Genomic DNA, 15,847 nt, shown 5'->3' with positions numbered 1-15,847 from the left:
ATGTGAAATCTGGATGTTTGCTGCATGGATTTTCATTAAAGACGGACGCTTTCGGCAGGAGTCGTCGTCTTTCAAATGAAATTTAACAATTATGAAATTGACTCGTTTTAGAAAATCACAGATTTCAATCAAGTTTCTTTTCATTCAACTTTGTTGAATACAGTATATAATAAATATTCTTTCAATGTCAATCAGAATAAAGTACATTTCGTTCTTCCCTCAACTTGTGTTTCCTGAAAAGAATCGGACACTTACGGTTAGTTTATTCCACACTTAACCTCTTTTGCTAAGCCTGGTAGATACTAACTAAAAAACCTTAAGGGCTGATCATCCGAACACCTTAAGGTTTTCATTATATTATATAAATATATTATTCTTTCGTTTCTTCCTTCTTCTCCATAGTAAAAATAAAACGAGTATTATTATCGCTCCAACGACTCCAATTCCAATATAGAGGTATAGAGAACTTGTATTGTCTTCTTGATCTACATTTTCAATTTGATTATTCTTCATCATTGTTGGTTGTTTTTTCTCGACATTGTCCAACTGAAATTCTTTCAATAACTCTCCGTTGTCCTCTATAACAAGTTTCCCATTTTCATTAATTTCTTCCTCTACCTTTGATCCTTCTTCATGAACATAGGTTAAATCTTCACTATTTTTAAATTCCTTGCCATTCGCCATAAAAGAAGTGCCTTCATCAATCGTAGAAGGCTCGTAATGTTCAAAACCATAATCTAATAACTTTACCGTATCGGCATAGGTTTGTTCAGCAAGAGGCGTCTTCAACGTGACTGCAATTAAGTGCATCCCATCTTGCTCGGCAGTTGTAACAAGGGTATAACCAGATTGAGACACAAATCCATTTTTCCCTCCGGTCACCCCATCATAAGGTATTTCACCTTTTACCATACGATGATGATTTAATATCGTTGTTTCCCATGTTTTACTTTCCCAATCCACGGACTTCATTCCAAATAACTTTACAAATTTATCATTTTGCAAAGCATATTTCGTTATTTTTGCAAGGTCCTCTGCCGTTGTATAATGATTTTCATTATACAAACCATGCGGATTATCAAAATTCGTATTTTTTATTCCTGCTTTTTCCTCGAAAAACTTCGTCATTTCTTCTGAGAACTTACTAACACTACCACTCATATGTTCCGCGATTGCTACACCAGCATCATTTCCTGAATTAATTAATAAGCCTTTAACAAGCTTACCGAGAGAGACTCTTTCTCCCTCAGCCAAAAAAACAGTAGTACCATCTGCTTCAGTAGCTTCTTCACTTATTTCTACTGCATCAGATAAATTCCCATTTTCTATTACATAAATTGCTGTTGCGATTTTCGTTACACTTGCTGGATACATTTGCTGATTTGCGTTTTTCTCTGCAAGAATTTGTCCAGATTCTGCTTCCATTAATATAGCTGATTCACTATCTAATGAAAGGTCTTCATCTGCTAACGCAGTAGTTGTCCAAATACAAAAATTAAGCGATGCTATTATAATCATGAGGTAAATTTTCTTCAGCATATCCAACGACTCCTCCAATTCATTCCACAAATAAGGATAATAGACATGTATATTCATGTAAATATATGAATAAAAATTGTAAACAATCTATAATATTACTGGAATAATTTGGTATAATTATTTCATCTGATTAATCACAGTTATCTTAGTTGTTATTTTATTTTGAATTTGATAATATAAAGTTACTTTCCTCATTTGCATAAAGGAAGTGCTGAATTTATAGGGACAAGGATAGATGGCTATCGTTGTTTTTTTGTGTATATTAATTATTTTACTTTCACAAGTCAGGAGCATGGCCATGATAAAACTGTATATTAATGGTGTGATACATACATTTCAATCAAATCATCCCATTGTCGAAGCAGTAGCAATCGAGAATAATCGATTTAAAGACATCGGTACAACAAAGGATATCTTATTAAATTGGAAAACAAAAAGTGCGGAAATCATTGATTTACAAGGATTGACGGTAACTCCTGGATTAACAGATAGTCACCTACATCTTTCTATGGTTGCAAGCAAATTTGTAGATTTAGATGTAACTGGAGTAACTTCAAAACAAGATATGCTCGAGTTTATACGTCGACATTCCCATACATTAAAGCCAGGGGAATGGCTTGTTGGGAGTGGTTGGGATGAAAATCTATTTAGTGACGGTGTTATTCCTACACTAGATGAACTAGATCAGGTCGCACCGCTTAACCCGTTGTATATAACTAGAATATGCGAACACGCAGCAGTCATTAATTCCAAATCTTTAGAAGCAATTAATTATTCTGAAGATATTTCTATCCCTGAGGGTGGCAAAATCATTGTTGATTCTACTTCCGGTAAACCAACAGGATTAATATTAGAATCAGCTTCTACCTTATTCCAAGTACACATTCCAGAAAAATCGTACGAAACATGGAAGGACGCATTACGAAAAACGATAGAAGCTACGATACAGCATGGTATAACAAATGTTCATTCTAATGATCCTTTATACTTAGGTGGACTTAAACAAACCTATGAATTATTCGATGAACTATTAAACAAAGAACAACTTGGCTTACGAACAAATCTATTAATTAACCATGAATTTTTAGAAGACTTAGACGCGATGAATATGTACACAGGGTATGGTAATGATACGTTACAAATCGGGGCAATTAAAATCTTCGCAGATGGTGCATTTGGACGGAGAACTGCTCTTTTACGTGAACCCTATCACGACAGCCCTAGCCAATATGGTGAGGCAATGTTCTCACAAGAAACACTCTATGACATTGTTAAAAAAGTACGAAATCGTGGAATGCCGGTTGCCGTACATACCATTGGCGATCAAGCATTAATAAATGTTTTAGATATCTTAGATCAATTTCCTCCTTCTAATTTTCGTGACAGACTGATACACGTGCAAGTGATAAATGATAATTTGGTAAAACGGTTAGCAAGTAATCATCGAATTGCAGATATTCAACCGCGATTTCTAGCAAGTGATTATCCTTGGGTAAAAGATCGATTAGGTGAAGAACGTATGCCAAGGGCATATGCGTGGAAGACTTTACTAGACAACGGAGTAATTTGTGGTGGTGGCTCCGATGCTCCAGTGGAACCGATGAACCCATTACTTGGCATACATGCTGCTGTAACACGAAGAGCTCCCGGTGAAGACCATGAAGGTTGGTACAAAGAACAAAAACTTTCCATGTATGATGCCTTTCGCTTATTTACAGAACAAGCAGCTTACACGACAAATGAAGAACATAAAAAAGGAACGATTGAACCTGGAAAGCTAGCCGATATGACCGTATATTCAAATAATCCTTTTCAGATGAATAATCCGGATGAACTATTCCAAACCTCAATTGAAATGACAATTATTGGAGGAGAAATCAAATACAGCCGATAAAGGAGTTGCAATTACGAATGAAACAAAAACGCATTCACCCATTAATTATTATTGCCCTTTTCCTATCTTCTATAGCAAACGGTTTAAATGCTTATCAATATTTTGGAAGACAAGATACGAGTTCCGGTTGGGTGTTTACTACATTATGTGTTGTTACATTTTTATGCGTAATCACCAGCTTATTCGTTAATAAAACAATGAACAAAAGGAAGTCATTTAATTGACTTCCTTTTGTTCATGTAATTGGGTTATAAATTTACAAAACATTAATTAGCCAAATGTAACAAAAAATCCAGTAACAGCAACGATGAAAACTGCACCTAAAACCCACATAACAATTTTTCTTCCAACGTCACTTTTATGAAATAAATAAACCAATAGAAAATAAATGATTACTGCTACTCCTATAAAAGACATACCTTCTATCATGTATTTACTTGAAAAATAATCTTTGTCTAAGAAAAACATTAATCCCCAATATAGAAATAAAATAATGCCATAGATATAAAAACCTTTTTGCAATTCTACCTTTTTATGTTCACTCATATTTGAACCTCCATCCATACATCTACTATTTAATTAAGTTTTCCTACATAAAATTTAATATCAACTTAATAACCAAGTTACTGAACCGTTACAAAGAGATATCATTTATTATACTACGATGTTTTAACGATCATCAATTCTAACAGACATAACACTATTTTGAGTAAATTCCGTCGGACCACACTCATACTTTCCATGAGTTATTACATGAATAATTTCCAAATAATACTACAAACTAATATCAATTATGTACTATACTTAGAATGAAAGGAGTGTTCAGAGATGAGACAATATAAATTATCATTTTTAATCATTGTTATGACAATTGGTTTAATAGCATGTGGTACGAATAATAATAATGACACAGATACAAATTCTGACGCACCGACAGAAAATACCAATAATCAACAAGAAGGTTCAACATCTCCTCAATCAGTAGAGGATGTACAACTAACTCCTAAAGAAGCTATGCAGATTTTCACGGATACGTATACAGGAGCTGCAATCTCTTCTATTGAATTAGATGAACATAATTTTGAATATACCTATGAAATAGAGGGATTTGATGACGCAAAAGAATATAAGACTGAAATCGATTTAGAGAAGAACATGATCGACCAAGAAGAAGAAAATAGAGAAAAAGATGATAATTATCAAGAACTCGTTTTTGACGACTATGTAGGTCACGAAGATGCATTATCTACAGCTTCCCAAGCCCAAGAAGTACAAGAACTAGTTCCTACTAGCTGGAATTTAGAAATAGATGATGGAGTAGCAACTTATGAAATAGAATTTGAAAATGACAATCAGAAAGACGTAACTATAGTCATTGATGCTAAAACAGGAGAACAACTAACAGTAGACGTAGATGATTAATTAGCGTGAACTTCATTAAGTGGAAGTAATACTGCCCGTTCGCCGTTCATGCGGGATAATAAGTAACTGGTTTTATTTTAACTCCCCTTTAGTATAGACAGGAATAATATATTCTGGTTCTATCTTTAGGGGAGTATTATTGTTCAATGATCCCATTAAATAGTCTCTTTGTTTAAAATCTAGAATTATTGGATATTATTATGAGTTATTTCATACTTAGTCTGCAGTGTTTAACCTAATCCCACAAAACGAATAGTTCAATTATACAATTGCTCATTTCTAATTATTCTTTTACTGATATTACAATCATATCATTATCAAAGAAAGGCTCTAATACTCTATAGTCCTTCCTTTCTTTAACTATAACACTAATCAATTCATTAAATTCCCCTCTTTTTATAAAAAACTTTAATGATTAAGCATAGAATCCCCAGTGGAGCAATTAAGACACTTAAATAATAAACAAGTATGTTTAATAAATAATGAAAAACATGTATACCATATAAAAAGTTCATCTCTTGCTTTTTCCACTTATAACTTAATTTGAATCCTAGTATATTATCATAAAAAATTTTTGCGAAAGGATAAAAAAGAAAAGATAGTATTAAAAAATCAATTTCTGCGCTTAAAAAAATATATGCGAAAATAGAAATAACCAAGCTGATTATATACGCTTTTAACATATATTTGCCATTGATTTCTTTATTGTCTTCTTCTGCAATGTGATCTTTATCAATCTGCTCGTGGAGGGTATTATTTAAATCTAAATTGAATATGCGTCTCTCCAACTCATTAAATAATCTCACTCTTTCTTTTTTCTTAATGTGATGACAATTAATAAAAATAGGAGCTTTCTTTTTACTTAATACTTTATTAGACATAAATCTATGATACTTTTCTTCATTATGTAAAACAATCTCTAAAAATGTTGAGTAGTTATATTCTTTTAATTCAAAACTCTTAATATCATCCCAATCAATAATGATCAATTTGTTATTTAATATATGGAGATTGTTTATAATTAATTGTTCTTTAGTTAATAGAAGAGAGTATTCATTAAGAATTATTCTTTTCATTACCCTATAACACATAAGCCCAAAGAAACCCGCAAATAATATACCCATACTCCCAAATTTATAGTCAGCCTGTTTAAAAGCAACTATACTTACTGAAACTCCAAGTATCATAAAAAGAATCATAGGGATTAACAAGATAATAAATTTCACTTTGGATATGTGAAAATATATCTCTTCATTGTACATTAGTTTTATCCCACCTCTTGAATTTCTTTTCTCTATTCAACTAGCAGCAGTAACTGACTAGTATCATCTAACCTTTAAAACTTAAGATAAATATTAAGAAATTATGCGATCTGGATTGTAAAGAACATTTATATTCTCTTTTTTATAGAATTACTTACCGCTTTAATAATTAAATACAAGATTCCAAGTGGAGCTATTACAATGCTAAACATATACACAAATATATTAAATAAGACATCCAATTGATCTAAATATAAAGAGCCTGTTTTTTGTTTATCTGCCTTAAACCTTAACTTAAATCCTAATAGAATATCATAAAAAACTTTAGCAAAAGGATACAAAATAACACCCACAAAAACAAAAACATGGTAGCTATCATCTGTTAAACCGAAAAGAATGTATGCACCTATAGAAATAATTACACCAATTATATAAGATTTCAGCATATATTTCCGATTGATTTGTCTGTACTCCCTTTTTTCTAATTGCTCATCCTTCAATTGATCATAAATTTTATATGACAAATTCGGTGTTCGTCTATCAAATTCATCAAAGACTATTTTTCTATCCTTGCGTTTAATATGTACCAAACTAATAGTAATAGGTAATTTATTCATCTTTGTTAATATCCCTTTTTTATTTGATAGCAACTCACGATATTTTTCCTCATTAAAGAGTGTTACTTCTATAAACTTAGTGGAGAAAGATTCTTTTAATAAAAATCCTCTGATATCTCCCCATTGAATAGGTATTGTAACAGTCGTAACATTTAATATTAACTCTTCATCTGTTAATGTAATGTATGACTTACGGGATATTAATCTTCTCAAACCAAAATAAAATAATATTCCTGAAAAAACAACAGTAAACAAACCTATTCCACTTACTAACAAAGATTGTTCTTTAATTCCCGCAACTACAAATATTGGTGAACCGCCTAGTAATGGTAATATAAAAATTATCAGGAATAATATCTTCAGTTTCGAAGGATAAAAATGTAATAAATATTTGGTTTTCAAATTAGCATTTACCTCCTTTTCATTTATTCTTTGTTGATCAACATTATTTTCCTCTAGATAACAGATTACGCAATTCTTATTAGAATGGTCTATAATTACAATTTAAATAAAAGAAGCATAGATTGATATACTTCTTTTATTTAATAAATATTTATTTTAACTTCAAGAAGCTTTTCAATTATTCATAAAGTATGCTATTGGCTATAACCAACGCTCATTTCTACATAATTTCTTCCAGAAATACTATTTCTGAACTCAGCAATTACAGGAGTAGTTTGTGATAATTGATTCTTTGCTAAAAATCCAATTAAATCCCAATACTTTTCTTGTGAGTTCTGATCAAATTCATCCATTATCCTGCTCATTACCATCGGGCTTAACGCAAAATAACTCCGAAAACGAATATCTTCTTTAGGGTCAATTTTTTCTTTTATTGAATCTTCTTTAACAGACATAAAAATCTCTGCTGTCATAACATCACTTTGTGGATCGCTAATAATCGAAAAAAACATTCTTCCGTCTAAGTGAAGATCTGCATTCTCTAAGACTTTAGTAAAATCCCTTAAAACTTTCTCCATATCTTCCGGATGAAATGTATAATACTTCGAAGCAACATTTTGATATGCAATCTTATGGTTTGCTATCATTTTAAACCTACTCCCTGCTTCAGAGGCACATGAACGTCGATGATAATATCTTCATATACTTCCAAAATAAAACAATAGAATGTATCATTTAGCTTTATGTTTTCAGATAAAGCAAAAGTCCTAATTTTTTCATAAGCAGTATGAAAATCTACTTCTTCAGTTGCTTGACGTAATAATAATGCGTCATCAACAACAAATTCTTTCACAAAACGAAAATTAGGATGTTCTGACAAAGTAACCTCTTCATTAATAGGAAGAAAGTAAGTGAATTTACCAAATTTCGGTTCATTTTCAATAGATTCAACTGAGAAGAAAATGGGTCCATTTCGATAAATATCCTCATTTAACGTGAAGTCTTCCATTACTGCTACTCCATCCTGCCAATTACTTCTTAACATAACTTTTTCATAGACTAGCAAGTTAGTAAAATAAATTTGACTTTTCTCTATCGCCATAATAATTATCCTTTCTCTCAAAAATTGGGTTGCGGAATTTATATCTTTGTTAATAACTAATGTCCAATCAAATTATTCATATTTCATTTGTAGAGGTTTGATATTTCCATTTTTATTATGGTTAAAACTATCAAAACGTAACTTACAATACAACATTACCAATTGTTCTGGCAAGACAAATTGCATTGCTAAAAACAAACCAATAAACAACATGCTAATAAAAATATCTCCTACAGAAGAAATAGGAAGCATTGTAAATAAAGAAATCAAAATTAACGCCATTCCTACACTTGCTGCAATTATTAACCCTCTATTTCCAGACACCATTATTTCCCAAGTTGTTCTAGTTTGATCCTTTTTAGAATCCAATCTATATTCCCCTTTTTTTAATAATTTGTAAAAGCGCAAAGATGTAAGAACAAAAACAGTAAACCCTAAAAAAACTATTAAAATTGTTAGATAAATTAATGATGTTGTAGTTACACTGTCACCTTGACCTATAAGTAAAAGGGCTGCAATTAATGATAAATAACCAAATAAATTTTGAGATGTAATAATAGTTAAGAAGTACTGAAAATACTCAAACCTTTTAAAAAGAGTTGGTATTGCACCAAATACAGATAATACAATTATAACTATTGAAACCCAAAAATGAACATTTTTTATAGATTCTTTATTAGGATAAATAGAATAATCATAAGCAACTGTATAAACTAACCAAAACATAAAAATTGATAGGAATATTGATCCAATCAATGCTACAGCAAGGTTATTTAACCCCTGTCTACCAGATTCTATTGACCTTCTTAATGATGCAAAGTCCTTCTCATTAAATTTCCGCATAAATTTACTCCCCAGTATTATAAAATTTGATTCTTATTTAATAATTTCTAAAACATATATTCTAACTAAACCAACCTTTGACTTTGTGAAAAGCTCCTTTTGTTTTATCCATAAAAGACTTCCCATCTTTTCCTTTTCTATTTAATAAATAGTTTGCGCCTAAACCAAAAGCTGCACCAATTGCAGTTCCGACACCAGGTATTGGAATAAACGCAGTTCCTGCTGCAGTAAATCCTGCTTGAACTGCAGTACTTACAGTAGTATCAATTACTGTGTCTTGTACTGCCCTTGAATGAGCGTCTGTACCGGATAAACCACCGCTATGTTCAGCATCACTATAATTACTATAATAAGTTAATCCAACCCCGAGGGGTCCTAACAATTTACCTGCAGTCTTTGCTGTACCCTTTACACTTCCATCAAAACCTTTTAGATCAACCTTTGTTGAATCTTTAAAATTCTGAGAAAGTTCTTTCTTTCCTTCTTGCCAGAATAAACTACCTCTTTCTTTTATTGAAGCTTTACTATTCCAACCCTCTAATTGAGGATAATTAGCTAACACTCTGTTTCCTGTTGTAGACCAAACATGCTTTCCTGTTTTTTTATCATAATAACTTAATGGGGCCTTTTGCATATAACTTATTCTAGTTTTCTCATTCCAATGTGCCTTTGCAATTCCTGACTTTCTATGTTTCAATGCTTCCCTAGCATGTTTATCTGGAGCAATACCTAATTCTTTCAATGCTTTTTCAGTAGCATTTATCCTATATATCGATTTCCCTGTTTTTTTATCTTTTGACTCAACAACATGTAGACCTAGATCTTTTGCAGCCTTCATAATTTTAGCATTTGAAGTAGCTGCATATGCACCAGTTTGAGCATACCCTAAAAACCTAGTGGCATCAGCCAGCTCCCGCAATACAGGATTACCATTCGACTCCTTATAAACTTCAAATCGATCAGTGCCAGATTTATTAAGTGCACCATTTATTGCATTCGTTAATCCTTTCATGACTTGATCAATATTCTCAAGTTCATTTTTACCATCTTTTTGAAAAATCTCGAAATTATCATTAGTTCTATCAATAATTCCTATGGCCTCTCTTTTTTGATAAAATGCATTATCTAAGTTCGGTTTTGTAACATGACATATGTCTGCCACCTGATTTATTGCCTGATGAACAGAGTTTTCTTCATGCTCTAGACTATTATAATCATTATTAATTTCTGTTTCTACTTCTTTTAAATAAATGGTTTCTATAATCGCATTACTATTAGAGTCGACAGTAGATGTAAAAGTATCAATATGTTTTTCTAAATTTACTTCTAATTCAAACCAAACTTCTTTTAACAGATTTATTATTTCTAGATGAACATGTGTTAAATAATTTTTCGCTTTATCTGCTGTCTTACCTCTAAAAGTTTCCATGCTAAGAACTTGATCAATATCTAATTCTAATTGGTCTAACGATTCTATTATATCCTCAGATATAACCGCGATGTCATTTGAAAATTGTTCTATCTCACCCATATCTACTTTATTAGTCATTTTTTATCCTCCGCTATCTTATCATTTGCGGTCCGTTATTATGTTCGTGTTGTTTACTTAGATGCTCATCAGTCTGCCGCATGTTTTCTCCAACGTCTGTTAACATTTGGACATCTTTAACTAATAATGTTCTGTATAAGTCTATAATTTCTATAGCTTTGACCATTTGCCCCAAATCATCTGTAAATGGGGAGATATTGGTCTTTTCAAGTGAATAATTTGCATGTTGATCAAATTTTAGTTTTTCTATAGAAGCACTTAAACGATTAATATTCAATTCGAAAAGTTGAGTATCGATGCTTACTTCCTTACTCAAATAATCACTTCCTTTCTTCTATAGCTATTTGAGATTCAATACTAACTAATGATCTATTCAATTGATCAATACCACTTAAGTAATTATCTCTTTTTGTTTCAGCCCTGATTATCTCTTCTTCAATTATATTTTTAGAGTCTTTTGTTCTTGTTATAAAAGAACGAACATCACTTTGATACACATTATAATTGTCCGAAAATTTATTTTCTTCTTTTCCCTTCCAGCGTCTTTTATCTACTTCGAGCGATTCAATATTTCGATTGGTAGCATCCATTTTTTTAATACTTGCTTCAAGTTGATTGGCAGAATGTTGTAAACGATTAACCTTATCATCCCAACTATTTGCCTCTGACCTTGAAAAATTTATTCCATCCTTTATTGAATGCCTTTGCGCTCGTAAAGTAGTTAAATTTGAACTCAAGAATATTCCCCTCCCTACTCCGGTATTTTCACTTTCACATGTTGGTGATCCAATGCCACGTAACATTCATATTTATTCGGGTATTTCTCTTGTCGTATAAATGGTTGTTTAAACATATCTTGATCTCCAAGACGCATGCTAAGCAGCCCAATCATCGCTTGACCACGGAAGTATTTTGGTACTTGTTCATAACTCATGCCTAGATAACTATATTCACTGCAAATAATGAAATGAATGCCGACTTTACTTCCTTTATCAATCATGGTTGAAGCATCGTCTATAGATAGGTCTGTTCGTTCAACAAAGTCTTGTAGATTTGCAATTTGAACTAGCCATTTTTGTTCACTAGTTACTCCATCTTTTGAACGCTTTTCAATTTCATTAACGAGTTCTGCTTTCATTGTTTGTAAGCCATCTGTTTCTGACATATACGTATTCATATTGCTGCCGATGTCTTTGAATTTTTGATCTGCCGTATCGATAAGCATCGTTTGATAGGAACCCTCCATCATTGCCACGTTTTTGGCAACGGATTGGATCATTCGATCTAATCCATCTTTTCGATCACTCATTACGGTTAGATTTTCATATTGCGCTGGGTTAAATCCTACTGGCATAACTTCTTCAAAATCCAGTCCAAGCGGAACTTTTTGTTCTTCTACTAGTTTTTTCGTACGACGTTGATTCTTGAATTGTTCAAAGTCTACAACGCCTTCTGGCATCATCGGAATTGGCTCAGGGTATTCTCCATCCCACGCTTCGTCCATGGCTTTCGCAGTTGCTTGGAGTTTATCAATAATTTCAAGAGCTTCTGCACCATTTTCAGGGAGCAACGTCTGGAATAACGCTGGTTCTTCTAGTTTTACAAGTCCTCGACCAGCAATTTCTTCAAGTTCAATGTCTGTTCGTCCAACAATCGATCTAGCTTCTGTTGTTTCAATTAAATACAGCGCAATTTGCGTTTTAATATTTGATAGTAAAGGCATACGCATTGCACTTTGTCTGCCTGCACTAATAATTAGGTGAATACCAATGCTTGCACCTTCTCTAGCAATCTGAGTGATAGTTTTCTCAAATTCATCTACAAATTCCGCATCTCGTACAGATTCATAGTTATCGATAACTAGACTAATATTCGGTACCGTTTCGCCACTCGCTTTCTCAAACATTTCAATATTTGCTACTCCGTACTTACTTAGCTGTTGTTTTCGTTGTTTTACAATTGTGGAAATCATACGAACGAGTTTCCCAATTTTTTCTTCCTCATCTATTAAGAATGTATCAGCAACATGGGGAAGATTTTTCAATGGAAGTAATCCATTCGTACCGAAATCTAGTAAATACACATGGAAATGTTCTGGATTATGTTGTCGAGCTAAATCCATTACTACTGTTTGTAAGAATGTAGATTTTCCATATCCAGGACTCGAGAATACAGCTAAGTGCCCATCTTTTGATAAGTTTAATGTTAATGGTGATTGTTTCTGTAATTCTGGTTGGTCAAGCAGCCCGATCATTGGTTGTAAAGGCTTCTTTGGTTCTTTCCATGCTTCTTCAAACGCAACTGGATGTAATTCTGGTCCGAAGATTTTCTCAGGCAACGGCGGTAACCATGGTTTTGCTAAAGGTTCCATTTCCTGCTGGGCTGTATAATCTGCAATATGATCAATGACTGCATCTAATTCTGTAGGTATTTTTTCTACTTCTTCTTTATGTTCCAAACCACTGAGATCCTCCGTTAAAATATCATATTGACCGAGCTCATTGATAGCATAAATAGTCATGTCAACATAATCTTGTTCATTTTTATCTGGGATATAGTCAGCTCCGCTCCATGCACTCTGGAATAACTCATAGATTTCATTGTTACCGACTTGCAAGTAAGCTCGCCCTGGTAATGTAATTTCAGCAGCATCTGGCGTTTTTAAAATTTCATTTGAATCTCCTGCATTTTGTACTTTTAGAGCTAGCTTAAATTTTGAGTTGGACCAAATTTGGTCGTCAACCACTCCACTTGGTTTTTGTGTCGCAAGAATTAAGTGAATTCCTAAGGAACGACCAATACGTGCGGTAGATACTAATTCTTTCATAAAATCTGGTTGTTCAGATTTCAATTCCGCAAATTCATCGGAAATTAAGAATAGATGCGGCATTGGTTCAGTAACTTTTCCTTGTTTAAATAGTTTCTGGTATTGATTGATATGGTTTACTTGATGTTCTCCAAATAATCGTTGTCGTTTCTGTAATTCTGCTTTGATCGATGCAAGCGCACGCATCGATTGTGCTTTATCTAAGTTCGTAATGGTTCCCATGAGATGCGGTAATTTAGCAAATAGGTTCGCCATTCCTCCACCTTTGTAGTCAATAAGTAGAAATGCGACTTCATAAGGATGGAAGTTAACTGCAAGAGATAAAATATACGATTGAATGATTTCTGATTTACCAGAGCCTGTCGTACCTGCGACTAACCCGTGTGGTCCATGGGCTTTTTCATGCAAGTTAAGTTGGACTAGATCTTCTTTCCCTCTTAATCCTAATGGAACTGCTAAACTTTTATATGTCTCGTTTTGACTCCAACGAGTTGGGATATTTAATTCTTCTACTTTTTCCACATTGTATAGCTCTAAAAATGTCACCTGTTCCGGAATCGAGTTCTTCAGATTTTGCAAATGATTAATTGGAGCTAATGCACGAGACACCACCTCTTTATTAAAGTTTTTTGGAAAATGGTCTGGTTTAAAGCTTTTGTTTACAAGTTCTGTTTCTTCCAGAATGATTTTTCCTTCATTTGCATCACGGATATCAATTACTGTCTTCACATGTTCCGGTAAAGCTCTCATCACGTCTTGCACAAATACGATTGACACACCTAAATCACTAGGATCTTCATTAAAGAATTCCATAATCGTATGGTCGAGAATTAATTTCTCATCAGTGACGAGAACAACATAATGTGGTGAGAAATATAATTTCTCATTTGTATTACTTTTCTCTTCAACGAGCTGTTTTCGCTCTTTCAATACTTGATACATGGAATGAAGTACTTGGTCACGAGAACGTTCATGATATACAAATCCACGTACGTTGATATCTCTTACACTGGCATGTGGCAGCCAACGCATCCAATCCCATTCTTTCTTTTCTTCTTCCGGAAAGATCGTAATAAACTGTAAATCATGATAACTATGAAATAATGATAATTGCATCACAATTAATTGTAATTGTTCCAACACTAATTTACGTTGGCCAATGTATCCCACCGGACCTTTGGCTAAGGAAGTAACAACTGGAACATTTCGCAACTCATTAAACTGCCCTAATAAATCACGAGCCGCATCAACTAGCTCGTCTTCCTCTTGAGTAAATTCTTCTTCGTTAAATTCGATTTCAAAACTTGAATCCACTCGTCCTAGTCCTGTCCGGAAATTAAGAAAATCATGGTGGTACATTGTTTTTTCATAGATTCTTGCTTCAATATTTGTCACCATTTCACTAATTTTCTCTACATCCGGATAATGATAGTGTAATGCGTGGCGCTGCTCCTCACTGGCCTCAAATAATTCTTTTGTTTTTCGTTGTAAATACTTTTTATATGTTTCTTCACGGTGTTTCATATCTGCTTTATACTTTTTCACACTTTTCACATAAGAGGTGATCGAGAAGATAATGGTAACCACTGTAACTGCTAACATGGCAATAATAAATATCCCTCGTGGCTGCACCAATGAAATAATAACTAAAGCGGCTATCATAACCAACGGTGGTACAATCGTTCGTGCTAATTGTTCGCTTGGTTTAGCCGGTTTATTTGCCGGTTTTGCAATGGTTCGCTTATCTTCTGGCTCCCTATAAATAATTCTCGGAGAACGATGATAATCGGGATAATCACCCTCATAAGGATTGTCTAAATTGATTAATTCCGTTAATCGTGACTTGATTTCTTTATTAGCCCTTAATTCTATATGTTCTGGATGAACTGTAATAGAAACACCATCGATAAACAATTGATCTCCAATATGAAGAATCCTGTCTTCTTTGATATAACCGTAGTTATAGAAAACATCTCCATCTTGAATATCTAAGTAAAAGGTAGAGTGATTCTCATCTCTTACCAGCACAATATCTGCATCCCAACCAGATATAGATACATCATTATATTCTTGAGATCCGAAAGTAATAGAGTTGTACCCTGCAATATCATAGTAGATTGTTTGTTCTTCATCTTGTATATAAAAATGTATCGTTTTATCTTTCAAATCCACTCTTTTAATCTCATTAATTTCGTTATCCAGATAGATTAATTTTTTGCCATCCCATTCTAATATGATTTCCTCATCCATCTCAGGTATTGTTACTTGATTTGACCAGGAATTACCAATCGTTATCACTCGATCTGTATTAGCTGGTAAATGGCATTTATGCAATTGATCTTGAAATGCTACAAATAAAATATGTCCTGCCATCTTTATGTTCTCCCTTT

At 33.1% G+C, this 15,847-nt stretch carries 14 protein-coding genes; 3 read left to right on the top strand and 11 right to left on the bottom strand.

Translation table 11 applies throughout. The features are described from left to right. Nucleotides 1-357: 357 nt before the first annotated feature. The gene (locus C794_RS07235; protein ID WP_017796464.1) at nt 358-1,539 is read right to left on the bottom strand and encodes a serine hydrolase; all 1,182 of its coding nucleotides are present in this window, start codon (nt 1,537-1,539) and stop codon (nt 358-360) included. Nucleotides 1,540-1,837: 298 nt separating this feature from the next. Between C794_RS07235 and C794_RS07230 the strand changes: the two genes are divergently transcribed. Continuing rightward, nucleotides 1,838-3,433: an amidohydrolase gene (locus C794_RS07230; RefSeq protein WP_017796463.1), complete on the top strand. Its 1,596-nt coding sequence runs from the start codon at nt 1,838-1,840 to the stop codon at nt 3,431-3,433. Nucleotides 3,434-3,450: 17 nt separating this feature from the next. Next, on the top strand, nt 3,451-3,657 hold the full coding sequence (locus C794_RS07225; protein WP_017796462.1) for a hypothetical protein: 207 nt from the start codon (nt 3,451-3,453) through the stop codon (nt 3,655-3,657). 46 nt (nt 3,658-3,703) lie between these two features. On the opposite strand, the gene C794_RS07220 is transcribed toward C794_RS07225, so the two are convergent. Continuing rightward, a complete protein-coding gene (locus C794_RS07220) occupies nt 3,704-3,979 on the bottom strand; it encodes a hypothetical protein (RefSeq protein WP_017796461.1) in 276 nt (91 codons plus the stop codon). A gap of 282 nt (nt 3,980-4,261) precedes the next feature. On the opposite strand from C794_RS07220, the gene C794_RS07215 reads away from it, so the two are divergent. Beyond that, nucleotides 4,262-4,855: a PepSY domain-containing protein gene (locus C794_RS07215; protein WP_017796460.1), complete on the top strand. Its 594-nt coding sequence runs from the start codon at nt 4,262-4,264 to the stop codon at nt 4,853-4,855. A 380-nt stretch (nt 4,856-5,235) separates the two neighbouring features. On the opposite strand, the gene C794_RS07210 is transcribed toward C794_RS07215, so the two are convergent. From C794_RS07210 to essC, 9 genes are all read right to left on the bottom strand, one after another. Beyond that, nucleotides 5,236-6,117 carry an STM3941 family protein gene (locus tag C794_RS07210; RefSeq protein WP_017796459.1) on the bottom strand — a complete coding sequence of 294 codons (882 nt, stop codon included), beginning with the start codon at nt 6,115-6,117 and terminating at the stop codon, nt 5,236-5,238. A 128-nt stretch (nt 6,118-6,245) separates the two neighbouring features. Then, on the bottom strand, nt 6,246-7,136 hold the full coding sequence (locus C794_RS07205) for an STM3941 family protein (protein WP_017796458.1): 891 nt from the start codon (nt 7,134-7,136) through the stop codon (nt 6,246-6,248). A gap of 194 nt (nt 7,137-7,330) precedes the next feature. After that, entirely contained in the window at nt 7,331-7,783 is a 453-nt protein-coding gene (locus C794_RS07200; protein ID WP_017796457.1) for a DUF5085 family protein, read from the bottom strand. Beyond that, nucleotides 7,780-8,238 carry a DUF5085 family protein gene (locus tag C794_RS07195; protein ID WP_017796456.1) on the bottom strand — a complete coding sequence of 153 codons (459 nt, stop codon included), beginning with the start codon at nt 8,236-8,238 and terminating at the stop codon, nt 7,780-7,782. The genes C794_RS07200 and C794_RS07195 overlap by 4 nt, the downstream gene beginning before the upstream one ends. 72 nt (nt 8,239-8,310) lie before the next feature. Then, on the bottom strand, nt 8,311-9,081 hold the full coding sequence (locus C794_RS07190; protein ID WP_017796455.1) for a hypothetical protein: 771 nt from the start codon (nt 9,079-9,081) through the stop codon (nt 8,311-8,313). A 61-nt stretch (nt 9,082-9,142) separates the two neighbouring features. Beyond that, nucleotides 9,143-10,630, bottom strand: a complete 1,488-nt coding sequence (locus C794_RS20385) for a T7SS effector LXG polymorphic toxin (protein WP_017796454.1) — start codon at nt 10,628-10,630, stop codon at nt 9,143-9,145. A 13-nt stretch (nt 10,631-10,643) separates the two neighbouring features. Beyond that, nucleotides 10,644-10,946, bottom strand: a complete 303-nt coding sequence (locus C794_RS07180; RefSeq protein ID WP_017796453.1) for a hypothetical protein — start codon at nt 10,944-10,946, stop codon at nt 10,644-10,646. 4 nt (nt 10,947-10,950) lie between these two features. After that, a complete protein-coding gene (locus C794_RS07175) occupies nt 10,951-11,367 on the bottom strand; it encodes a YwqH-like family protein (protein WP_017796452.1) in 417 nt (138 codons plus the stop codon). A gap of 14 nt (nt 11,368-11,381) precedes the next feature. Continuing rightward, a complete protein-coding gene (gene essC / locus C794_RS07170; RefSeq protein ID WP_017796451.1) occupies nt 11,382-15,830 on the bottom strand; it encodes a type VII secretion protein EssC in 4,449 nt (1,482 codons plus the stop codon). Nucleotides 15,831-15,847 lie beyond the last annotated feature (17 nt).

Source organism: Oceanobacillus kimchii X50 (assembly GCF_000340475.1).
Classification (GTDB): domain Bacteria; phylum Bacillota; class Bacilli; order Bacillales; family Amphibacillaceae; genus Oceanobacillus; species Oceanobacillus kimchii.
The sequence above is the reverse complement of the archived record's forward strand: the minus strand, read 5'-3'. Positions and strand labels throughout refer to the sequence as shown.

Coding starts and splice junctions, on each gene's coding strand:
- C794_RS07235 (WP_017796464.1), bottom strand. CDS start 1,539: ATGCTGAAGAAAATTTACCTCATGATTATAATAGCATCGCTTAATTTT.
- C794_RS07230 (WP_017796463.1), top strand. CDS start 1,838: ATGATAAAACTGTATATTAATGGTGTGATACATACATTTCAATCAAAT.
- C794_RS07225 (WP_017796462.1), top strand. CDS start 3,451: ATGAAACAAAAACGCATTCACCCATTAATTATTATTGCCCTTTTCCTA.
- C794_RS07220 (WP_017796461.1), bottom strand. CDS start 3,979: ATGAGTGAACATAAAAAGGTAGAATTGCAAAAAGGTTTTTATATCTAT.
- C794_RS07215 (WP_017796460.1), top strand. CDS start 4,262: ATGAGACAATATAAATTATCATTTTTAATCATTGTTATGACAATTGGT.
- C794_RS07210 (WP_017796459.1), bottom strand. CDS start 6,117: ATGTACAATGAAGAGATATATTTTCACATATCCAAAGTGAAATTTATT.
- C794_RS07200 (WP_017796457.1), bottom strand. CDS start 7,783: ATGATAGCAAACCATAAGATTGCATATCAAAATGTTGCTTCGAAGTAT.
- C794_RS07195 (WP_017796456.1), bottom strand. CDS start 8,238: ATGGCGATAGAGAAAAGTCAAATTTATTTTACTAACTTGCTAGTCTAT.
- C794_RS07190 (WP_017796455.1), bottom strand. CDS start 9,081: ATGCGGAAATTTAATGAGAAGGACTTTGCATCATTAAGAAGGTCAATA.
- C794_RS20385 (WP_017796454.1), bottom strand. CDS start 10,630: ATGACTAATAAAGTAGATATGGGTGAGATAGAACAATTTTCAAATGAC.
- essC (WP_017796451.1), bottom strand. CDS start 15,830: ATGGCAGGACATATTTTATTTGTAGCATTTCAAGATCAATTGCATAAA.